Raw genomic sequence first — 21578 nt, forward strand, 5'->3', positions numbered from 1 at the left:
GGGGAGAGGGTTAGGGTGAGGGGCGGCGCAAACTTGTGAAGCTATGCGCCTACACGTCAGCCTTGAACGTCTGCTTCTGCTGACCGAGCCCTTCGATACCCAACTCGACCACGTCGCCGGCTTTCAAGAACACCGGCGGCTTCATGCCGAGACCGACGCCGGGCGGTGTGCCGGTGGAGATGATATCGCCGGGGTGCAGCGACATGAACTGGCTGAGGTAGGAAACCAGGTAAGCCACGCCATAGACCATGGTCTTGGTCGAGCCGTTCTGCATCGTCTTGCCATTGACCGTCAGCCACATCTTGATGTTCTGCGGATCGGCCACTTCGTCCTTGGTCACCAGCCACGGGCCGATCGGCCCGAACGTGTCGCAGCTCTTGCCCTTGGTCCACTGGCCCTGCCGCTCGGCCTGGAAGGCGCGCTCGGAGACGTCATGCGAAACACAGTAGCCGGCGACATAGTCGAGCGCGTCGGCTTCGCTGACATATTTGGCGGTCTTGCCGATGACCACGCCAAGCTCGACTTCCCAGTCGGTCTTCAACGAACCGCGCGGGATCAGCACGTCGTCATCCGGGCCGACAATGGCCGAGCTTGCCTTCATGAAGATGATCGGCTCCGGTGGCACGGTGGCGCCGGTCTCGGCGGCATGGTCGGAATAGTTGAGGCCGATGCAGATGAACTTGCCCGTGCCGGCAACGCAGGCGCCGATGCGGGGCTTGCCGGAAACCGCCGGCAGCGACTTCGGATCGAGCCTGGACAGCATGTCCAGCGAGGCCGGATGAAGAGTTGTGCCGGCAATGTCGGCGACATGGGCGGAGAGATCGCGGATCGTTCCATCCGCATCGAGCAGGCCGGGACGTTCGCTCCCCACCTCGCCATAGCGCAGCAGTTTCATCGAGTGCTCTCCTCAGTCAGATTGGTTCAGATCGACCAGCCGCCGTCGATATTATAGGCCTGTCCGGACGTATAGGTGGCACCGGCCAGATAGACGGCCAGATCGGCGATTTCCTCCGGCGTGCCGAGCCGGCCCATCGGCTGGCGGGCGATGAAGGCGGCGCGGGCGGCCTCGTAATCCCCCTGGGCATGCATGCGGTCCTGCAGCGACGGGCTCTCGACCGTGCCGGGGCAGATGGCGTTGCAGCGTATGCCCTTGCCGACATAGTCGGCGGCGATCGCCTTGGTCAGGCCGATGACCGCGGCCTTGGTGACGCCATAGGCAAACCGGTTGGGCACGCCCTTGCCGGCGCCGGCAACCGACGACATGTTGATGATCGATCCGTCACCGCGTTCCAGCATGCCCGGCAGCACCGCCCGTATGGTGCGGATCATGGCGCGGACATTGAGGTTGAAGGCAAAATCGAGATCGGCGTCCTTCATCTCGAGGATCGAGCCCGAATGGACAAAACCGGCGCAGTTGAACAGCACATCGACGGCCCCGATCTCGGCAAAGGCAGCGTTGACCGCCTCATCGTTGAGCACATCGAGCCTGCGGGTCTTGATGCCGGACGTCTTGGCGAGCTCCGCCAGCAGCGATTCGTTGATGTCGGTGGCGTAGACGACGGCACCTGCCTTGGCGAAGGCCAGCGCGCTCGCCTTGCCGATGCCTTGCGCCGCTGCCGTGACGACAACGATTTTGCCTGCCAGATCCGCCATGCTGTTCTCCTCGCCCGCTTTGGATCGATCGGGTTTATCGGCAGTTGGCCAAGGCGTCACGTGCCAGTCGGACGCCATGTGCGGCCTGTGCCACTGCCAGCCCACAGATAAAGATGTTTTTTCTCGTTAAAGAACACGCATCCGGGCGTCAAGCCCGAACACGATCACCATTGCGACAGCCTTGGAAATGTCAGTCTCCGTAAGGCACCCAGACGTTCTTCACTTCGACGGCGCGGCGCAGGAAGGCGTCGCCAGCCGCCTCGTCGGACGCCCAGTCGAGGCCGCGGCCGTTGCCGCTCCAGACGCGCTTGAGGTTGCCGATGGACTCGGCTTCCGCCTTGGCGCAGGTATCGGCATCGGCGAATACCCAGAGACCGTCGACATCGTCATGCTTGGCCAGCACGCCGGCAAGCTCGGCGCTGCGGCCGGTGACGATGTTGATGGCGCCGGCCGGGACGTCGGAATATTCGATCACCTGGTAGAGGTCGGTGGCGAGCAGCGGGTAGCGTTCCGAAGGCACGGCGACCACGGTGTTGCCCATCGCCAGCGCCGGCGCGACCAGCGAGATCAGGCCGAGCAGGGGCGAGGCGTCGGGCGCGACGATGCCGACGACGCCGACAGGCTCGTGCAGCGCCAGCGTGACGGTGCGGGCCGGCGGCTGGTGCACGCGCCCCTCGAATTTGTCGGCAAGACCGGCATAGAGGAACAGTCGTTCGATAGTTTGATCTACTTCTTCCCGCGCGGCCTTGGCGCTGGCGCCGGTCAGCTCGATGAGGCGGGCGGCAAACTCGCTTGCGCGGCCAGAAAGATTTTCGGCCAAGTAGTAGAGCACCTGGGAACGGTTGTAGGCCGTGGCCTCCGGCCAGGCTTTGCAGGCGCGTGCGGCGGACACGGCGTCGCGGATATCCTTGCGGCTGCCGAGGCCCACTTCGCCAGCCAGCTTGCCCTTGGCGGCGGCGACGGCAATCGAGTAATTGCCGTCCGGCCGCACCTGCTTGCCGCCGATGAACAGCTTGGCCGTGCGGTCGATAGCGTCGCCGTCCGACTGCTCGGCAGGTTGCGCCGAGAGCGTCGCCGGTTTGATCACCGGGCCGAGCGGCAGCTTTGCCGTAAGATATTCGAACATGCCCTCGCGCCCACCCTCGCGGCCGAAGCCACTCTCGCGGTAACCGCCGAAGCCGCAGGCAGCGTCGAACATGTTGGTGCCGTTGACCCAGACGACGCCGGCCTTCAGCTGCGGCGCGACGTGCAGGGCAAGATTGACGTTCTCGCTCCACACCGATGCGGCCAGCCCATAGCGCGTGTTGTTGGCGAGTTCGATCGCTTCCTCGGTGTTGCGGAAGGTCATGGTGGCCAGAACCGGGCCGAACACTTCTTCCTGCGCAAGGATATTAGCCGGCGAAACACCGGTGGCGAGAGTCGGCAGGTGGTAGTAGCCGGAAGAGGGCAGCGCGGCATCCGGTTGCCAGCAGACGGCGCCCTGCCTGGCGCCTTCGGCGACCAGGCTCTTGACCCGCTCGAGTTGCGTGGCATCGACCAGCGGGCCGATATCGGTGTTCTTGTCGAGCGGACTGCCGACGCGCAGCCGGCTCATCCGCGTCTTGACCTTGGCGATCAAGGCCTCGGCGATGCCTTCCTGCACCAGCAGCCGCGAGCCGGCGCAGCAGACCTGGCCCTGGTTGAACCAGATGCCATCGACCAAGCCCTCGACGGCGCTGTCGAGATCGGCGTCCTCGAAGACGATGAAGGCCGATTTGCCGCCAAGCTCCAGCGACAGCTTTTTGCCAGAGCCTGCCGTGGCCTTCCTGATGATCTTGCCGACCTCGGAAGAACCGGTGAAGGCGATCTTCTGGATGCCGGAATGGTTGACGATCGCCGCGCCGGCTTCCGGGCCGCCCTGGACGATGTTGACGACGCCTTTCGGCACGCCGGCGCGCTCGCAGATCTCGGCAAACAGGATGGCGGTGAGCGGCGTGAACTCGGCCGGCTTCAGCACCACCGTGCAGCCGGCGGCGAGCGCCGGCGCGATCTTCCAGGCCAGCATCAGCAGCGGAAAATTCCACGGGATGATCTGGCCGACGACGCCGACGCCCTTGTGGCCGGGGAAATCCCTGTCCAGTGCCTGCGCCCAGCCGGCATGGTGGATAAAATGGCGGATGGCCAGCGGCACGTCGATGTCGCGGCTTTCGCGGATCGGCTTGCCGTTGTCTATCGACTCCAGCACCGCGAACAGGCGCTGGTGGCGCTGCATGGCGCGGCCGATGGCGTAGAGAACTTTGGCGCGTTGATAGCCGGAGGAGGCCGACCACTTCGGCAGCGCCTTGGCGGCGGCCGCAACCGCCGCATCGATATCGGCGGCACTGGCGTCGGAGACCTTTGCCAGAAGCTTGCCGGAAGCGGGCTCGCTGGTCTCGAAGGTCTTGCCGCCGGAAGCGGCTTTCCAGTCGCCGCCGATGAACAGCGCCTTGCCGAAATCGCGCGCGGCGAGCCACGCATCGGCCTCGTTACGAGCCTCCGGCGCCGGGCCGTAGTCCATGGCGTGGTAGCGGTCGAGAATGTTCATCAGGTGCCTCCTTCACCCTCCCCCTTGTGAGGAGGGTCGATCGGCGAAGCCGATCGGGGTGGAATGCTCAAGCCATCGCGTGGCGATGATTGGCCGAATAGTGACCGGTCAGGTGGTGCTCGAGCTGACGCTCGATGTCGGTCAGCAGGCTCGACGCGCCGAAGCGGAACAGGTCAGGTTCCAGCCACGGCCGGCCGAGCTCTTCCTTCATCAGCACCAGCCAGTCGAGCGAGGCTTTCGCCGTGGAAATGCCGCCGGCTGGCTTGAAGCCGATGAGATAGCCGGTCTCCTCGAAATAGGCGCGGATGGCGCGCACCATGGCCAGCCCGACAGGCAGCGTCGCGTTGACGCTTTCCTTGCCGGTCGAGGTCTTGATGAAGTCGGCGCCGGCCATCATCGCCACCATCGAGGCCAGCATGACATTGCGCAGCGTGGCGAGGTCGCCGGTGCCGAGAATGACCTTCAGATGCGCGTCGCCGCAGGCCGCTCGCATCGAGACGATCTCATTGTAAAGCTCCCGCCATTTGGCGCCGAACACCAGACCGCGCGGAATGACGACGTCGATCTCGTCGGCGCCGTCCTTCACCGAGGCCTCGATTTCCTGCAGGCGGGTCGACAGCGGCGCGAGGCCATGCGGAAAGGCGGTGGAAACAGCGGCGACATGAATGCCGGTGCCGCGCACGGCCTCGACGGCCGTGGCGACGAAGGGATGGTAGACGCAGACCGCGGCCGGGCGGATGATTTCACCTGCGATGCCGAGGCTCTCGACAATGTCGCGACGAAACGGGTTGATCGCCTTGGCGCAGAGCCGGCGCACGCGCTCTTCGGTGTCGTTGGAATTCAGTGTGGTCAAATCCATGCAGGCGATGGCGCGCAACAGCCATGCCGCCTGGTTGTCGGCCTTGATCGAGCGCCGCTTGGTCAGGCTGGCGACACGCCGTTCGAGCGCCGAGCGGTTGACGTTGCGCATCGATTCCATGAAGCCGAGGTCGAGCTTCATGCCGGGATTGCGCGCGATGCGATGATCCAGCGGTATTGGGGTATTGGCGGCGGCGCGCGCCGGCAGCGGCGTCACCTTGGATGCGCTGGCACCGAGCTCGGCTTCGCGGATTGTGCTGCTCATCTCCTGCCCCTTTGTTCAGCGATCATGCCGAGGATAGCCCGCGAAGTCGTCCTTCACGAGTCCTTCGGGCACCAATAGCGGAAAAAGGTCGCCAAAGCAGCTAGTTTTTGACCGCATGGTCAAAAGCCGTTCCTGGAACGACGCGACCGGGTCTCAGCCGACGAAGGCGCGTTCCACGACAAAGCTCGCCGGATGGCTGAGCGAGCCCTCCTCGAAGCCAAGGCTTTCGGCCAGTTCCTTGACGTCCTTGAGCATGTGCATCGAGCCGCAGATCATGATCCGGTCGGTTTCCGGATTGAGCCTGTCGATGCCGAGATCGGTGTAGAACTTGCCGGAGCCGATCAGCGCGGTGATGCGGCCCATGCATGCCGACTCTTCGCGGGTCGTCGAATTGTAGAGGGTGACGCGGCCGCCGGTCAGTTCACCGATCAGCGGGTCGCTTTCGAGCGCCGCGACCAGCTCCTGACCATAGGTGAGTTCGGCAACGTCGCGGCAGGTGTGGGTCAGGATGACCTGCTCGAACTTCTCATAGGTGTCGGGGTCGCGCAGCAGGCTGGCGAAAGGCGCGATGCCGGTGCCGGTCGAGATCATGAACAGGCGCTTTGCGGGCGTCAGTGCGTCCAGCACCAGCGTGCCGGTCGACTTCTGGCGCATGATGACGGTATCGCCAACCTGGATCTTCTGCAGTTCCGAGGTCAGCGGGCCGTCCGGCACCTTGATCGAGAAGAATTCCAGCTCGTCGTCCCAGGCCGGGCTGGCCACCGAATAGGCCCGGTACACCGGCTTCTCGGCATTGGGCAGGCCGATCATGACGAATTCGCCGGACCGGAAGCGCAGCGATTGCGGACGGGTGATTCGGAACGAGAACAGCCGGTCGGTATAATGCTTCACCGAGACGACGGTTTCGGCATAGACATTGGCCGGAATCGGGAATTGCAGCGGACGGGCGCCAGCGATGTTGAGCGCGGATGTGGTGTTCATCAAATCCAACCTTCTGGCCCAACTCGCGGACGCGGGCACCAAACCTTTTCCTGCGCGCCCGAACCGTTCAGGTTCCAGCGTGCCGCTCGCACACTCCGAAGCGTAAGCTCTTGTGTCCGGAATTTATTAGTATACAAACGATATTTGCGTCAAGATACCGCCGCGAAACACCTTTCCAAACTGTGCCATATCCGTAGTCCGGGCATTTCGGGTTTCGACAATGAAAGAGAATTTTTCGGTGCAGCCGCCGGATTCCCTGGGCAGCGTCGTCGCCGGCATCGATGTCGGCGGAACCTTCACCGACCTGCTTCTGATCGATGGCCGCGACGGTGGCCGGGTGCATATCGCCAAGACCACGACCACGGTCGACAACCAGGCGTTCGGCGTCGTTTCGGCGCTCGGCGCCACCGGATTTCCGATCGACGGCATCGACCTCATCGTGCACGGCACGACCACCACCACCAACGCGGTGCTGGAACGCCGGCTGGCGAAGACCGGCATGATCACCACGCGCGGTTTTCGCGACGTGATCGAGCTTGGCCGGCGCACCCGGCCGCAGGCCTATGGCATGACCGGCAGCTTCGTGCCGATCATTCCGCGCAATCTCAGGCTGGAAGTGTCGGAGCGCGTCGAAGCATCGGGGACCGTACGCACGCCGCTCGACGAGGCCGAAATGCGCGAGGCGGTGAAGACGCTGATCGACGCCGGCTGCGAATCCCTCGTCATCCATTTCCTGCATTCCTACGCCAACCCTGCGCATGAGCGGCGCGCCGCCGAAATCGCCGCCGAACTCTGGCCGAACGGTTACATCACGGCGGGCCATGCGCTGCTGTCGGAAGCGCGCGAATTCGAGCGTGGCGTCACCGCCTCGGTCAACGCCTCGGTGCAGCCGATCCTCGAGCGCTATGTCGAGCGGCTGCGCAAGGAGCTGGGCGCAAAAGGCTATGCCCGCGACTTCCTGATCATGAACGGCAATGGCGGCATGATCTCGGCCCGCTTCGTCACGCGTGAGTCGGCCAAGACGGTGATGTCGGGTCCGGCCTCCGGCGTCATCGCCGCCGCCTATACGGGAAAGCGCGCCGGCTTCGAAAACCTCGTCACCTACGATATGGGCGGCACCTCGACCGACGTGGCGCTGATCCGCAATGCCGAGCCGGCGGTCTCGAACGAGATCGAGATCGAATATGCGATGCCGATCCATGTGCCGATGGTGGCGGTGCACACTGTGGGCGCCGGCGGCGGCTCGATCGCCCGCGTCGACGCGGCCGGCCTGATCCAGATCGGCCCGGAAAGTGCCGGCGCCAATCCCGGCCCGATCTGCTACGGGCGCGGCGGCCTCGAGCCGACCATCACCGACGCCAACCTGGTGCTCGGCCGGCTGGCGCCGAAGAAGCTGCTGGCGGTCGAAAATCCGGTCACTGTCGAGCGCGTCACCGGCATCTTCGAAGACAGGATAGGCAAGGCCACCGGCCTGTCCGGCGTCGAGGCGGCGGGGGCGGTGCTGCGGCTCGGCAACATGAAGATGGCCGGTGCCATCCGCATGGTCTCGGTGTCGCGCGGCCATGATCCGCGCGATTTCGCGCTGTTCGCCTTCGGCGGCGCCGGGCCGCTGCATGCCACCGCTTTGGCGCGCGAACTCGGCCTGCCGAAGGTGCTGGTGCCGGCACGGCCCGGCATCACCAACGCGCTCGGCTGCGTCGTCGCCGACTTGCGCCACGACTTCGTCAACACGGTCAACCAGCCCGTGGCTATGCTCGATGAAGCCCAGCTTCACGCTGTATTGGAACGGCACCGAAACGAAGGTGAAGAGCTGATCGGCAAGGAAGCGGTGAAGCCGGAGACGATCCGCGTCACCCACTCCGCCGACATGCAGTTCGTTGGCCAGACGCACATCATCAATGTGCCGCTGCCGTCGTCGTTGGTGACCCGGCACGAGCTGCAGCTTCTGTTCGAAAAAGCCTATTTCGCCCGCTTCAAGGTCGAACTGCCGGAAATCCGCGCCAATCTGGTCAATCTCAACACTTCGGTCACCGGTGTCAGGCCGGCGATCGACCTGTCGCGACTGATCGACCCGGCCGGGCGCGCAAAGACGATCGACGAGGCACGACGCGAGATCCGGCCGGTCTGGTATGGCGGACGCTGGCACCGCACGCCGGTCTACGCCCGCGAAAAGCTGCCGCTCGACGCGGTCATCGTAGGCCCGGCGATCCTCGAACAGATGGACGCCACCACCGTGCTCGAACCTGGCGACCACGCACGCTCGGACGCCGACGGCAACATCATCATCGACATTGGCGAGGCCTGATATGGCAAAGCTCGACGCCATCACCCTGTCAGTCCTCCAGGCGGCCCTGCAACAGGTCTGCGACGAGATGGACCTGACCTTTTCGCGCGCCGCCTTTTCGCCTGTGATCGCCGAAGCCAATGACCGCTCCGACGGCATCTATTCGGCCGTCGACGGCTCGCTGATCGCGCAAGGCAGCCAGGGCCTGCCGGTGTTTGTCGGGGTCATGCAGTATTCGACCAGGACGGTGATCGAAATGATCGCCGACGGCCGTTGCCTGCCGCCGGAGCCCGGCGACATCTACATCGTCAACGATCCCTATCTTGGCGGCACCCATCTGATGGACGTGCGTTTCGCCATGCCGGTCTACAGGGACGGAAAGATCTTTTGCTGGCTGTCGAACACCGGCCATTGGCCCGACATTGGCGGCTCCGTTCCGGGTGGCTTCTCGGCTTCGGCGACGGCTGTCGAGCAGGAAGGCCTGCGGCTGCCACCGGTCAAACTGTTCAAGAAAGGCGTGCTCGATCCCGAGATCTACGCCATCATCTGCTCCAACATCCGCGTCGCCGACCAGCGCATCGGCGACATCAGGGCCCAGGCCGCCGCGCTGCTGATCGGCCAGGACCGGCTTAACGGAATCCTGGATCGTTACGGTGACGAAACGGTTGTCGAGGCGATCGCCGAATTGCGCCGCCGCGCCGCCGAACAGATGCGCGCCAACATCGCGGCCATTCCCGACGGCACCTATCGCTCCAAGGCCTTTGTCGATTCCGACGGCGTGGTCAACGAGCCGCTGACCATAGCGCTCGCTGTCGAGAAACGGGGCGACACGCTGACCTTCGACTTCGCCGGCTCGTCAAAGCCCTGCGCCGGGCCGATGAACAGCGTGCTGGCGACGACCTTGTCCTCGGTCTATCTCGCCATGCGTCATATTTTCCCAGACGTGCCGATCAGCGCCGGCGCCTTCGAGCCGCTTGATGTCAAGCGGCCGGAAGGCACGTTCCTCGACGCCAAATATCCGCGCCCGGTTTCGGGTTGCGCCGCCGAAGTGTCGCAGCGCATCGCCGAGGCGGTGTTCGCGGCCATGGTGCAGGCACTGCCGGAAAAGGTGACGGCGGCTCCGGCCGGCTCCAGCGGCAATTTCGCGCTCGGCGGCAACGACCCGGCACGCGGCCGCGACTACGTCATGTACCAGATCTCCGGCGGCGGCTATGGCGGCAATGCCGGCCATGACGGGTTGACCAACGGCTGCTCGACCATCGGCATCTCCAAGTCACCGCCGGTCGAGATCATGGAACAGGCCTTTCCCGTGCTCTACCGTCACTATGCCTTGCGCGAGGGCTCCGGCGGTGCCGGCAAGCATCGCGGCGGTTTTGGCCTCGCCTATGAGGTCGAAATCCTGCGTGGCGACGCCCGCGCCTCCTTCGTCATGGATCACGGCCGTTTCGGCCCGCAAGGCGCACTCGGCGGCAAGGACGGCGCGGTCAACACGGTTACCGTCTTCCGCGACGGCGAGGCCCATGTGCCGCCGCATCTCTCCAAGGAGCAGGACATCGCCTTGAAGGCCGGCGACCGCGTGCGCGTCGGCACCCCGGGCGGTGGCGGCTATGGCGATCCGCTTGAGCGGGACCCGGAACTGGTCGCTCGGGATGTCAGACTTGGCTACTATACGGCCGAGCAAGCCGAGGACCTGTTCGGGGTCGCGCCGGCGGGCCTGGCGTCCTGATCTCGCGCATCGGACCGCACTGTTCGGCGCATTACATCAACACGATTCTTCGATCCTGAGGGTGTCAGGTCGAGAGCATAGTTAGCCGGCTTAAGTCTTACCCTCTCCGATCCAGCCTCGCCACCAGCCGGTCACCCGCCCACTGGATGCCGCAGACCAGGATGATCAGCACGATGACCACGGCGACCATGACGCTGGTCTCAAAACGCTGATAGCCGTAGCGGATGGCGAGGTCGCCGAGCCCGCCGGCGCCGATCGCGCCGGCCATGGCTGAAGCGCCGATCAGCGTCACCAGCGTCACCGTGAAGCCGGCGACGATGCCGGGCAGCGCTTCGGGCACCAGCACCTCGCGGATGATCGTCCAGCGGTTGCCGCCCATGGCGCGCGCCGCCTCGATCAGCCCGTGGTCGACCTCACGCAGCGACACTTCGGCGATGCGCGCATAGTAGGGCGTGGCGGCAATCGACAGCGGCACGATGGCCGCCCACGTGCCGATCGAGGTGCCGACGATCAGCCGCGTCACCGGGATGAGCGCCACCAGAAGGATGATGAAGGGCACCGAACGGAAGCCGTTGATGACGGCTCCGAGCGCGCGGTTGACACACGGGCTTCCGGCGATGCCGCCGCGATCGGTGGCGACCAGCGCCAGCCCGAGCGGCAGGCCGAAAACCAGCGAGATGAGGCCGGACGCGGCTGTCATCAGCACCGTTTCCCAGATCGAACGCAGCAGAAGCTCAAACAGAATGGGCGACATGGCCAAGCACCTCCACCCGCGCCTGGCGGGACTTCAGGAATGTGATCACTTCGGCGAGATGTCGTGCATCGTCGCCAGGAACTGAAAGGAACAGCGTGCCGACGGGCTGCTCCTGGATGTGGTCGATGCCGCCATGGACGAGGCGGAACGGACCGGGGACCATTGCCGCGAGATCCGAGAGCAGCGGGCCGCGCGCGGCCTCGCCGGCCACGTCGACGCGCAGGATCATTTCCGTGCCGACCCCCGGCGCCAGCCGGGCCGCCAGTTCGGCCGGCAGCTGCGGCCGGATGGTGCCGAGCAGGCTGCGGGTGATGTCAGAGCGCGGATCGGCGAACACCGACCAAACCGGCCCTTCCTCGACGATCCGCCCGGCGTCGATCACCGCGACCCGGTCGGCGATCGAGCGGACTACCTCCATCTCATGGGTGATCAGCAGGATGGTCAGGCCAAGCTGCCGGTTGATGTCCTTCAGCAGGGCAAGGATGGAACGCGTCGTCTCCGGATCGAGCGCCGAGGTGGCTTCGTCCGACAACAGCAGCGCCGGCCGGGCCGCCAACGCCCTGGCGATGCCGACGCGCTGCTTCTGGCCGCCCGACAGCGACGCCGGATAGGCTTTTGCCTTCTCCGACAGACCGACGAGATCGAGCAGCTCGGCCGCACGCCGCAGCCGCTCGGCCTTCGGCCGGCCCTCGATCTTGAGCGGCAGCGCCACATTGTCCTCGACGGTCTTGGCCGACAGCAGGTTGAAGTGCTGGAAGATCATGCCGATGCGCCGCCGCAGCGGCTGTAGGTCGCGCTCCCCGAGCCGGCTGATCTCGCGGCCTTCGATGAACACCTCACCGGAATCGGGTCGCTCCAGACCGTTCAAGCAGCGGATCAGCGTCGATTTGCCGGCGCCGCTGCGGCCGATGATGCCGAGAATCTCGCCCTTGCGCACCGTCAGCGAGACACCGTCGAGCGCCGCCGTCGCGCCGAAGCGGCGCTTCAGCTCGACAAGGCGTACGACGTCCTGCGACGCGTCAGGCCGGCCCTCGGTCGCATCGATGGTGTCCACGGATGCCGTGAAATGCTGGTTCATGCGTGTTCCTGTTCTCGCCATCCGAAAACGCAATCGCGGCCCGCGCTCAACCGCGGACCGCCATTGCTCTCGAACCGGGCGTCCGGTCGCGGATGCTCTCAATAGGCGCTGAGGCCGGTGCCCTTGTAGACCTTGTCGAACTCGGCCTTCACAGCCTCGTTCTGATAGGAAGCCACCAGCGTCTTCACCCAGGCCTCGTTCTCATTGCCGGCCTTCACCGCGATGAAGTTGCGGTAGGGATTGTCGGCGATGGGCTCCTGCGCGATGCGGTTTTCCGGCGTCAGGCCGCTTTTCAGCGCCCAGTCGGTGTTGACCACGGCGGCATCGAGATCCTCGATCGAGCGGCCGACGATGCCGGCGTCGAGCTCCTTGATCACCACTTTCTTGGCATTCTCGGCGATGTCGGCGGTGGTGGCGAGAATGCCGGTGCCGTCCTTCAGCTTGATCACGCCCTCGTTCTGCAGCACGCGCAGCGCCCGGCCTTCATTGGATGGATCGTTCGGCACGCCGATGACCGCGCCCTCGGGCAGGTCGGCAACCTTGCTGTATTTCTTCGAGTAGAGGCCGATCGGCCAGACGCCGGTGTAGCCGACGCGGACGATGTGGTACCCTTGAGTCTTGATCTGGTTGTCGAGATAGGGTTGGTGCTGGAAGGCGTTGGCGTCGATTTCGCCACGCTCCAGTGCCTCGTTGGGCTGGGTGTAGTCGTTGAACACCACGGTCTCGACGGTGAGGCCCTTTTCGGCCGCCTGCGCGTCGACGACCCGCCAGACATCTTCATCCTCGCCGCTGATGATGCCGACCTTGATCGACTTCTTGTCCTCGGCGAACAACGCGTTGGGCGCCAACAGGCTGCCAATCGCCACGGCAGACGCGAACAGCAGAGCAAGACCACCGCGTCGGTTGAGGGTTGACCAAAGGGAAGATGGCAAAGTGTTTTTGAAGTCGGACATGATTGATCTCTGCGGTTGTAAAGTCATGGCAGCCAAACGGATTGCTCAGCCTTGATCGCATCGTCAGATATTCTATCGAATTTATCAAAGAACCGCGTTTCGTGGTTGCCCTCAATACCGGGAATATTCTCTCAAAAATTTCAAGGCAGCGAGCACAAGACACCGCCGGGGTCGACCCGCGCGCACCGTAGCGGCATCGCCTATGAGATCGGCTTCGACAACCCGGCCTATTCTCAAGGGTCTTCCGCGCACGGGTTGACAAGGCTCCGGCCGCGTGGCGCCGGATGCAGGTGGAGCAGGGTTGAGTTGAGCGTAGCACTTTTCCCGCTTGACTGACCCGCCGTACCGAATACGCTAGGGCAAAATACCGGCTCTGATCGCCGGGTGGCAAGAATGCCTCGTATGCCTCGCCTCGCCGGCGGTGGCTGCGGGGCATTGTTATTTTTGGGGATCTGTTTGAAACGGCGTATCGAGATCGGCATCCTCTATTCCCGCTCGGGGAGCTATCAGCTCGTGTCCGATGCGTGCCGGATGGGCGCCATGCGCGCGATCGCCGACATCAACGCCGATCGGAGCTCAGGCATCGAGCTTGTGCCGGTCGAGCGCGATCCGCAAAGCAATGCCGATCGCTACGCGACCTTGTGCGAGGACATTTTCAAGACCAGCAGCGCGCGCCATGTCGTCGGCTGCGTCACGTCCTGGAGCCGCAAGGAGACCATCCCCGTCCTGGAGAAAGCGGGCGGGATGCTCTGGTACGCCTGCCCCTATGAGGGGTTCGAGGCCAATGAGCATGTCGTCTACATGCACGCTTGCCCCAACCAGCACCTGGTGCCGCTTATGGCCCATGTCGTGCCGCGCTTCGGCGCCAACGGCTTCCTGCTCGGCTCGAACTATATCTGGGGCTGGGAGATGAACCGCGTCGCGCGCGACCTGATCGCCGATGCCGGCGGCAAGGTCCTGGGCGAGCGCTATCTGCGCATCGGCGAGACCGACGTGTCGCGCCTGATCGGGGAAATCCGGGCCACGCGGCCGAACTTCATCCTCAACAATCTGATCGGCACCTCGTCTTACGCCTTCCTGGCGGCCTATCGCGACCTGGGCGACGAGGATCCCGCCTTCAGCCCCGAAACCTGCCCTGTCATCTCCTGCAACCTCACCGAGGGCGAGCTGCCGGCAATCGGTGAATCCGGCAAAGGGCACTTGTCGGTCGGGCCGTATTTCGCGCCGCGGCCGGCCGCTTTCGGCTCGTCCTTCGAGGCGTCCGCCTATGCGTCGGTGCAGGTGATGGCCGACGTGCTCTCCCGCGATCCCGACGCTGGTCCGGCGGAGTTTTCCAGGGCCTTCGCCGAGCGCCGCTTCTCCACCCGGCTCGGGCCGATCGCCATCGACGCCCACTCCCAGCACGCGACGCTGCCGGTGATCATCGGGCGGATCGCGGATGGCTTCTTCGAGATCGTCAGCCGCGAGGACGAGGTCGCGCCGGACCCCTATCTGTCGCGTTACGACCCCGCCAGGACATTCGGCCGTCCCCGCCTGAGGGTCGTGTCGTGACCAGGACGCCGCGCATCCCCAATCTCGGTGGCGCCAGGGCCTTCATCCTGCATCGCCCGCATCCGACGGTGCAGGCGATCACCAGGCAATTGTCGGCCATCGGCCTGATCACGCTGGACTGCTGGCCGGAACTGCCGCCAGAAGCGCTGGCCGCCGATTTCGTCTTCTTCGACGCCGATCTCGGCTTCGACGAGCAGTTTCCATGGAAGCCGGGCGAGGCGCCGATGCCGCTGGTGGCGCTGATCGGCTCGGAGGCACCCGGCCGTATCGAGTGGGCGCTGTCGCACAAGGCCGATGCCCAGCTCTTGAAGCCGGTCGGCACTGCCGGCGTCTACAGCGCGCTGCTGATCGCGCGGCAGAGTTTCGAGGCACGCAAGCATCTGGCCAGCGAAATCGCGTCGCTTCGCCAGCGCGTCGCCGAACGCCAGACCATCGTGCGCGCCGTGACGGCGCTGTCGAAAGGCACCGACGACGACCGCGCCTATGCGCAACTGCGCTCGCTGGCGATGAGCTGGCAGATCAGCGTCGAGGATGCCGCGCGCCGGATCGTGGCGATGACAAGCGAAGAAGCAACGGGGGAAGAAGGCGGCGATGACCAGTCCCATCGCGCCTGATCTCCCGGCCGCCGGGCGCATGCCGGTCAAGCCGCGTGCCGGCGTCTGGCGCCGGCTGGTCAAACGCCGCCTGGCAATGCTCGGCCTGGTGATCGTCGCCATCGTCGTTGCCGGCGCCGTGCTGGCGCCATGGCTGACCGGCTATGATCCCAACGAGCAGATGTTCGACGGCCTGACGCTGGAAGGCTCGCCCTTGCCGCCCAATTCTCAATTCTGGCTGGGCACCGACCTGCTCGGCCGCGACCTCTTGACCCGCATCCTCTACGGCGCCCGCACCTCGCTGATCATCGGCATCATCGCCAACGGTGTGGCGCTTTTGATCGGCACGCTGGTCGGCGTTGTTGCCGGTTATTTCCGCAGCTGGATCGGTGGCGCGCTGATGCGCTTCACCGACCTGATGATGGCGTTTCCGGCGCTGCTGCTCGCCATTTGCCTGGCGGCGGTGTTCGAGCCCAGCCTGTGGATCGTCGCCATGGTCATCGCGCTGGTCAACTGGGTGCAGACCGCGCGCGTCATCTACACCGAGACGAGTTCATTGGCCGAGCGCGAGTTCATCGACGCCGAACGCACCATCGGGGCGAGCGCGCCACGCATCCTGTTTCGCCACATCCTGCCGCATCTCTTACCGACCATCATCGTCTGGGGCACGCTCGGCATTTCGACCACGGTGCTGCTCGAGGCGACGCTCTCCTTCCTCGGCATCGGCGTGCAGCCGCCGACGGCGTCCTGGGGCAACATCATCTTCGAGAACCAGACCTACTTCCAGGCCGCACCCTGGCTGGTGTTCTTTCCCGGTGCGGCGATCCTGGCACTGGCACTGGCCTTCAACCTGATCGGCGATGCGCTGCGCGACATTCTCGATCCGACGCAGAGGGGCCGGGCATGATCGCCTATCTCGGCCGCCGCCTCATCCAGTCGCTGCTCATCCTGCTCGGCGTCTCGCTGATCACCTTCGCGCTGCTCTATCTGTTGCCGGCCGATCCTGTACGCCAAATCGCCGGCCGCAGCGCCACGCCGCAGACGGTCGAGAACATCCGCCAGCAGCTCGGCCTCGACCAGCCCTTCGTCATCCAGTTCTGGCGCTATCTAGTGAAGCTCGCCAGCGGCGATCTCGGCCGCTCCTACATCCAGCGTTCCGAGGTCACCGAACTGATTGTCTCAAGGCTGCCGGCCAGCCTTTTGCTGATGGTCGGCGCCATCCTGTGCGAACTGCTGATCGGCCTGAGCATGGGGCTGATCGCCGCCGTCAAGCGCGGCACCGCCACCGACCAGACGCTGATGGTCGCTTCCTTCGTCGGCGTCTCGGCGCCGCAATTCGTCGTCGGCCTGCTGCTGCTCTACGTCTTTGCCGTGCGGCTGAGCTGGTTTCCGATCGGTGGCTACGGCACCTGGCGCCATCTCGTGCTGCCCTCGCTGACCATGGGCATCCTCGGCGCCGGCTGGTACGCGCGCATGATGCGCTCATCGATGATCGACGTGCTGCGCCAGGACTATGTGCGCACGGCCCGCGCCAAGGGCCTGGCGCGCGGCGCCATCCTTTTTCGCCATGCCCTGCCCAACGCCATCCTGCCGGTCATCGCCATGATCGGCATCGACATCGGCATCTTCATGGGCGGTATCGTCGTCGTCGAAAGCGTGTTCGGCTGGCCCGGCATTGGCCAGCTCGCCTGGCAGGCCATCCAGCGCGTCGACATCCCGATCATCATGGGCGTCACGCTGGTGTCGGCCTTCGCCATCGTGCTCGGCAACCTGCTCGCCGACATCATCGCGCCCTTCATCGACCCCCGTATCAAACTGAGATGAGCATCAAGCTCAGATGAAACCAAGAAAACAACCAGAGAAAGGGAACACGAAATGAGAAGATTTCTGGCCTCCACGGTAGCGGCATCGGCGCTGGCGCTGATGCTTGGCATGACGAGCGCCCGTGCCGAGGACACAATCGATCCGAACGCCAAGCAAGGCGGCGAAATCATCGCCACCTACAAGGACGATGTCACCACGCTCGACCCGGCGATCGGTTACGACTGGCAGAACTGGTCGATGATCAAGAGCCTGTTCGACGGGCTGATGGATTATGAGCCGGGGACGACCAAGCTGAAGCCCGACCTCGCCGAAAGCTATGACATCTCGCCCGACGGCAAGACCTTCACCTTCAAGCTGCGTCACGGCGTCAAATTCCACAATGGCCGCGAGATGACCGCCGACGACGTGAAATATTCGCTCGACCGCGTCACCAATCCGAAGACGCAGAGCCCCGGCGCCGGCTTCTTCGGCTCGATCAAGGGCTATGACGATGTCGCCGCCGGCAAGGCCGAAAGCCTGGCCGGCGTCACCGTGGTCGACCCCTACACCGTCAAGTTCGAGCTGACCCGCCCCGACGCCACCTTCCTGCATGTCATGGCCATCAACTTCTCGCATGTCGTGCCGAAGGAAGAGGTCGAGAAATACGGCGCCGATTTCGGCAAGCATCCGGTCGGCACCGGCGCCTTCAAGCTCGCCGAATGGACGCTTGGCCAGCGCATCGTCTTCGAGCGCAATCCTGATTATTGGCACAAGGGCCTGCCGCACCTGGACAAGATCACCTTCGAGGTTGGCCAGGAACCGATCGTGGCGCTGCTGCGCATGCAGAAAGGCGAGATCGACCTGCCCCTGGACGGCATTCCGCCGGCAAAATTCCAAGAGGTGATGGCCGATCCGGAGCAGAAGGCACGAGTCGTCGAGGGTGGCCAGTTGCATACCGGCTACATCACCATGAACACCACCATGGCGCCGTTCGATAATGTGAAGGTGCGCCAGGCCGTCAACATGGCGATCAACAAGGCCCGCATCATCCAGATCATCAACGGCCGCGCCGTGCCGGCCAACCAGCCGCTGCCGCCGTCGATGCCGGGCTACGACAAGGAGTTCAAGGGCTATCCCTATGACGTCGCCAAGGCCAAGGCATTGCTCGCCGAGGCCGGTCATCCCGATGGTTTCGACACGCAATTGTTCGCCATGAACACCGACCCCAACCCGCGCATCGCCCAGGCGATCCAGCAGGATCTGGCGGCCATCGGCATCAAGGCCAGTATCCAGGCGCTGGCCCAGGCCAACGTCATCGCCGCCGGCGGCGACAAGGCCGGCGCGCCGATGATCTGGTCCGGTGGCATGGGATGGATCGCCGACTTCCCGGATCCGTCGAACTTCTACGGCCCGATCCTCGGTTGCGCCGGCGCTGTGCCGGGCGGCTGGAACTGGTCATGGTATTGCAACAAGGATCTCGACGCCAAGGCGGCGGAAGCCGATCTCGATCGTCGACCCGGCGAAATCCGCGGAGCGCAACAAGATGTGGAGCGCCATCTACGCCAAGATCATGGCTGACGCGCCGTGGGCGCCGGTCTTCAACGAACAGCGCTTCACCATGAAATCTGCCCGCATGGGCGGCGCCGACAACCTCTATGTCGACCCGGTCCACGTCCCCATCAACTACGACAATGTGTATGTAAAAGATGTGCAATAACTGCGACTACACCATCCACGGGCGCCATCACCATTTCGGCTGGGACAATTCGTTTGTCCCGGCCGAGCGGGTGGCGCCCGGCTCGACCATCGAGTTCCAGTGCCTTGATGCGGGGGGCGGCCAGCTTCAGGCCGACAGCACGGTTGCCGATGTCGCCAGGCTCGACTTCGCCAAGGTCAACCCGGTGACCGGGCCGATCTTCGTCGAGGGTGCCGAGCCGGGTGACGCGCTCAAGGTGACGATCGAGATGTTCAAGCCGTCCGGCTTCGGCTGGACGGCGAACATTCCAGGTTTTGGCCTGCTCGCCGAAGACTTCAAGGAACCGGCGCTCAACATCTGGAAATACGACGCCGCCTCGCTCGAGCCGGCGCTGTTCGGCAAGAATGCGCGTGTGCCGCTGAAACCCTTCGCGGGCACCATCGGCAACGCGCTGGCGGAAAAGGGCCACCACTCGGTGGTGCCGCCGAGGCGCGTCGGCGGCAATCTCGACATCCGCGATCTCGCCGCCGGCACCACGCTCTATCTGCCGGTGGAAGTGGCCGGTGCGCTGTTCTCGGTCGGCGATACGCACGCCGCGCAAGGCGACGGCGAGGTCTGCGGCACGGCGATCGAAAGCCCGATGGATGTCGTGCTCAAGCTCGACCTGGTCAAGGACGCCAGGCTGAAGACGCCGCGCTTCACCACCTCGGGCCCGGTGACGCGCCATCTCGACGCCAAGGGCTATGAGGTCACGACCGGCATCGGCCTGGACCTGATGGCCGGCGCCAGGGGGGCTGTCGCGCAGATGGTCGACCTGCTCTCTGGCCGCTACGGAATAGATCCGGTCGAGGCCTACATGCTGGCCTCGGTGTGCGGCGATCTCCGCATCAGCGAGATCGTCGACATGCCGAACTGGGTGGTGTCGTTCTACTTCCCGCGCTGCGTTTTCGAATGAACGCACGCGCAGGCAAAAAGCGGACCGGAGCCGCCGCTCCGGCGGCGGCTGGGACGGTGCTCGACATCGCCAGCCTCTCCGTCAGCGTACGTGGCGAGGACGGCGAGCGCGAGGTCGTCTCCAACCTGTCGCTGACGCTTAAGCGCGGCGAAACGCTGTGCATTGCCGGAGAATCCGGTTCCGGCAAGTCGATGACCGCCCTGGCGATCATGCAGCTGCTGCCGCAGCCCGCAGCCCGCATTTCATCCGGTACGATCCGCCTCGGTGAGATCGAACTCACGACGCTCGACGAGCGGCAGATGCGGCGCATTCGCGGCGACCGCATCGCCATGATCTTCCAAGAGCCGATGACCTCGCTCAATCCGGTGCTGTCGATCGGCCGGCAACTGACTGAGTCCATCGAGGCGCACACCAGCCTGTCAAAGGCGCAGGCCCGCCAGCGCGCCATCGAGGCGCTGAAAGCGGTGCGCATCTCCGAAGCCGAAAGCCGGCTGAAGCAGTTTCCGCACGAACTGTCCGGCGGCATGCGCCAGCGGGTGATGATCGCCATGGCGCTGGCGCTCGAGCCCGATGTGCTGATCGCCGACGAGCCGACGACCGCGCTCGACGTCACCGTGCAAGGCGAGGTGCTGGAGCTGTTGCGCGACCTGCAGCGTGAGCATGGCACCAGCGTCATCCTCATCACCCACGACATGGGCGTGGTCGCCGAAATGGCCGATCGCGTCATCATCATGCGGCATGGCCGCATGGTCGAAGAGGGAAAGACATCAGACATCTTCGCCCGGCCGCAAGCCGACTACACGCGCAAGTTGCTGGCCGCCGTGCCGCGCATCGGCGCCGGCGTCGGCCGGCAGAAATCCAGGGATGCCGGGACGGCAGCGCCGGCCAATGTCGCCGTGGTCGATGATCTGCACGTCCGCTTCGATCTGCGCGGCGGCGTCTTTGGCCGGGTCACCCGTCGTGTTCACGCCGTCGAAGGCGTCAGCTTCTCGATCGCGCCCAACGAGACGCTGGCGCTGGTCGGCGAGTCCGGTTGCGGCAAGTCGACCACAGCTAAGGCGCTGGCCGGGCTGGTGCCCTACACCGGCGACATCGTCGTTGGCGGACGCAATTTGTCAGCCCTTGGCCGCGACGAGCGCAAGGCCGTGCGCCGCGACGTGCAGATGATTTTCCAGGACCCTTATGCCTCGCTCGATCCGCGCATGCGCGTCGGCGACCTCGTCGCCGAGCCGCTCGTCATCCATGGCATCGCTTCGAAGGAAGAGCGAGGGGAGCGGGTTGCGGCGCTATTCGAGCGCGTCGGCCTGTCCGCCGACCAGATGGAGCTATATCCGCATGAATTTTCCGGCGGCCAGCGCCAGCGCGTCTGCATCGCCCGCGCTCTCGCCTTGCGGCCGAAGCTGATCATTGCCGACGAAAGTGTCTCGGCGCTCGACGTCTCGGTGCAGGCGCGCGTGCTTGACCTGCTCAAGGAATTGCAGCGCGAATTCGGCGTCGCCTACCTCTTCATCTCGCATGACATGGCGGTGGTCGAAAACATCTCCGACCGCGTCGCCGTCATGTATCTCGGCCAGATCGTCGAGATGGGAACCCGCGACCAGGTGTTTTCCAACCCGCGCCACCCCTACACCAGGCGGCTGATCGAAGCCGTGCCGGTGCCCGACCCGGCCAAGCGAAGAAGCCGCTTCGCCCGCCTCGACCAGGAGATACCGAGCGCGACGCGAAAGATCGGCGAGATCCCACAGAGGCTGGTCCTAAGCGACGTCGGTGGCGGACATCTTGTTGCTGCCGGAAGCTGAGGGTTCTGCCCTGGACCGTCCGAGCCGTGCGTCCGCCTTCGGACGGCACGGCTGCAATCACGCGAT

General features: G+C 64.9%; 16 protein-coding genes and 1 pseudogene. 9 read left to right on the top strand and 8 right to left on the bottom strand.

Translation table 11 applies throughout. From position 1 onward, the window contains the following. Positions 1-49: 49 nt before the first annotated feature. The 5 genes from AC56QP_RS16235 to AC56QP_RS16255 form a co-directional block, all read right to left on the bottom strand. Positions 50-895 (bottom strand): fumarylacetoacetate hydrolase family protein, encoded by an 846-nt coding sequence (locus AC56QP_RS16235; RefSeq protein ID WP_489858998.1) that lies wholly within the window; start codon positions 893-895, stop codon positions 50-52. Positions 896-921: 26 nt separating this feature from the next. Continuing rightward, positions 922-1653 carry an SDR family oxidoreductase gene (locus tag AC56QP_RS16240; RefSeq protein WP_489858997.1) on the bottom strand — a complete coding sequence of 244 codons (732 nt, stop codon included), beginning with the start codon at positions 1651-1653 and terminating at the stop codon, positions 922-924. Positions 1654-1843: 190 nt separating this feature from the next. After that, positions 1844-4216 (bottom strand): aldehyde dehydrogenase family protein, encoded by a 2373-nt coding sequence (locus tag AC56QP_RS16245; RefSeq protein ID WP_489858996.1) that lies wholly within the window; start codon positions 4214-4216, stop codon positions 1844-1846. A gap of 67 nt (positions 4217-4283) precedes the next feature. Then, positions 4284-5339: a deoxyribose-phosphate aldolase gene (gene deoC / locus AC56QP_RS16250; protein ID WP_489858995.1), complete on the bottom strand. Its 1056-nt coding sequence runs from the start codon at positions 5337-5339 to the stop codon at positions 4284-4286. Between the two features lie 153 nt (positions 5340-5492). Beyond that, positions 5493-6320 (bottom strand): ferredoxin--NADP reductase, encoded by an 828-nt coding sequence (locus AC56QP_RS16255; protein ID WP_489858994.1) that lies wholly within the window; start codon positions 6318-6320, stop codon positions 5493-5495. Positions 6321-6540: 220 nt separating this feature from the next. Here AC56QP_RS16255 and AC56QP_RS16260 point away from each other — a divergent pair, with 220 nt between their 5' ends. Together AC56QP_RS16260 and AC56QP_RS16265 are read left to right on the top strand one after the other, a co-directional pair. Then, the gene (locus AC56QP_RS16260) at positions 6541-8625 is read left to right on the top strand and encodes a hydantoinase/oxoprolinase family protein (protein ID WP_489858993.1); all 2085 of its coding nucleotides are present in this window, start codon (positions 6541-6543) and stop codon (positions 8623-8625) included. A gap of 1 nt (position 8626) precedes the next feature. After that, a complete protein-coding gene (locus tag AC56QP_RS16265; protein WP_489858992.1) occupies positions 8627-10330 on the top strand; it encodes a hydantoinase B/oxoprolinase family protein in 1704 nt (567 codons plus the stop codon). A 97-nt stretch (positions 10331-10427) separates the two neighbouring features. Here the strand turns inward: AC56QP_RS16265 and AC56QP_RS16270 are convergent, their stop codons facing one another. From AC56QP_RS16270 to AC56QP_RS16280, 3 genes are all read right to left on the bottom strand, one after another. Next, entirely contained in the window at positions 10428-11084 is a 657-nt protein-coding gene (locus tag AC56QP_RS16270; RefSeq protein ID WP_489858991.1) for a methionine ABC transporter permease, read from the bottom strand. Beyond that, on the bottom strand, positions 11065-12162 hold the full coding sequence (locus AC56QP_RS16275; RefSeq protein ID WP_489858990.1) for a methionine ABC transporter ATP-binding protein: 1098 nt from the start codon (positions 12160-12162) through the stop codon (positions 11065-11067). Before AC56QP_RS16275 ends, AC56QP_RS16270 begins: the two co-directional genes overlap by 20 nt. Before the next feature lie 98 nt (positions 12163-12260). Continuing rightward, positions 12261-13115, bottom strand: coding sequence for a MetQ/NlpA family lipoprotein (locus tag AC56QP_RS16280; RefSeq protein ID WP_489858989.1), 855 nt, complete (start codon positions 13113-13115; stop codon positions 12261-12263). Positions 13116-13571: 456 nt separating this feature from the next. On the opposite strand from AC56QP_RS16280, the gene AC56QP_RS16285 reads away from it, so the two are divergent. From AC56QP_RS16285 to AC56QP_RS16315, 7 genes and pseudogenes are all read left to right on the top strand, one after another. After that, the gene (locus tag AC56QP_RS16285) at positions 13572-14666 is read left to right on the top strand and encodes a transporter substrate-binding protein (protein ID WP_489858988.1); all 1095 of its coding nucleotides are present in this window, start codon (positions 13572-13574) and stop codon (positions 14664-14666) included. Further along, positions 14663-15280 (top strand): ANTAR domain-containing response regulator, encoded by a 618-nt coding sequence (locus AC56QP_RS16290; protein WP_489858987.1) that lies wholly within the window; start codon positions 14663-14665, stop codon positions 15278-15280. Before AC56QP_RS16285 ends, AC56QP_RS16290 begins: the two co-directional genes overlap by 4 nt. A 19-nt stretch (positions 15281-15299) precedes the next feature. Continuing rightward, on the top strand, positions 15300-16166 hold the full coding sequence (locus AC56QP_RS16295; protein ID WP_489863578.1) for an ABC transporter permease: 867 nt from the start codon (positions 15300-15302) through the stop codon (positions 16164-16166). Continuing rightward, the gene (locus AC56QP_RS16300) at positions 16163-17083 is read left to right on the top strand and encodes an ABC transporter permease (protein ID WP_489858986.1); all 921 of its coding nucleotides are present in this window, start codon (positions 16163-16165) and stop codon (positions 17081-17083) included. The genes AC56QP_RS16295 and AC56QP_RS16300 overlap by 4 nt, the downstream gene beginning before the upstream one ends. Positions 17084-17134: 51 nt before the next feature. Continuing rightward, a pseudogene (locus AC56QP_RS16305) lies at positions 17135-18779 on the top strand (ABC transporter substrate-binding protein). Next, positions 18769-19713, top strand: coding sequence for an acetamidase/formamidase family protein (locus AC56QP_RS16310; RefSeq protein WP_497100430.1), 945 nt, complete (start codon positions 18769-18771; stop codon positions 19711-19713). The pseudogene AC56QP_RS16305 and the gene AC56QP_RS16310 overlap by 11 nt, the downstream one beginning before the upstream one ends. Further along, positions 19710-21512 (top strand): ABC transporter ATP-binding protein, encoded by a 1803-nt coding sequence (locus tag AC56QP_RS16315; RefSeq protein WP_489858984.1) that lies wholly within the window; start codon positions 19710-19712, stop codon positions 21510-21512. The genes AC56QP_RS16310 and AC56QP_RS16315 overlap by 4 nt, the downstream gene beginning before the upstream one ends. Positions 21513-21578: the final 66 nt, after the last annotated feature.

This window comes from Mesorhizobium sp. RCAM 05104 (assembly GCF_059683645.1).

Excerpts from the sequence above, each read along its gene's own strand:
- AC56QP_RS16240 (WP_489858997.1), bottom strand. The coding sequence starts at position 1,653 with ATGGCGGATCTGGCAGGCAAAATCGTTGTCGTCACGGCAGCGGCGCAA.
- AC56QP_RS16265 (WP_489858992.1), top strand. The coding sequence starts at position 8,627 with ATGGCAAAGCTCGACGCCATCACCCTGTCAGTCCTCCAGGCGGCCCTG.
- AC56QP_RS16255 (WP_489858994.1), bottom strand. The coding sequence starts at position 6,320 with ATGAACACCACATCCGCGCTCAACATCGCTGGCGCCCGTCCGCTGCAA.
- AC56QP_RS16315 (WP_489858984.1), top strand. The coding sequence starts at position 19,710 with ATGAACGCACGCGCAGGCAAAAAGCGGACCGGAGCCGCCGCTCCGGCG.
- AC56QP_RS16275 (WP_489858990.1), bottom strand. The coding sequence starts at position 12,162 with ATGAACCAGCATTTCACGGCATCCGTGGACACCATCGATGCGACCGAG.
- AC56QP_RS16245 (WP_489858996.1), bottom strand. The coding sequence starts at position 4,216 with ATGAACATTCTCGACCGCTACCACGCCATGGACTACGGCCCGGCGCCG.
- AC56QP_RS16280 (WP_489858989.1), bottom strand. The coding sequence starts at position 13,115 with ATGTCCGACTTCAAAAACACTTTGCCATCTTCCCTTTGGTCAACCCTC.
- deoC (WP_489858995.1), bottom strand. The coding sequence starts at position 5,339 with ATGAGCAGCACAATCCGCGAAGCCGAGCTCGGTGCCAGCGCATCCAAG.
- AC56QP_RS16260 (WP_489858993.1), top strand. The coding sequence starts at position 6,541 with ATGAAAGAGAATTTTTCGGTGCAGCCGCCGGATTCCCTGGGCAGCGTC.
- AC56QP_RS16235 (WP_489858998.1), bottom strand. The coding sequence starts at position 895 with ATGAAACTGCTGCGCTATGGCGAGGTGGGGAGCGAACGTCCCGGCCTG.
- AC56QP_RS16300 (WP_489858986.1), top strand. The coding sequence starts at position 16,163 with ATGATCGCCTATCTCGGCCGCCGCCTCATCCAGTCGCTGCTCATCCTG.
- AC56QP_RS16310 (WP_497100430.1), top strand. The coding sequence starts at position 18,769 with ATGTGCAATAACTGCGACTACACCATCCACGGGCGCCATCACCATTTC.
- AC56QP_RS16295 (WP_489863578.1), top strand. The coding sequence starts at position 15,300 with ATGCCGGTCAAGCCGCGTGCCGGCGTCTGGCGCCGGCTGGTCAAACGC.
- AC56QP_RS16270 (WP_489858991.1), bottom strand. The coding sequence starts at position 11,084 with ATGTCGCCCATTCTGTTTGAGCTTCTGCTGCGTTCGATCTGGGAAACG.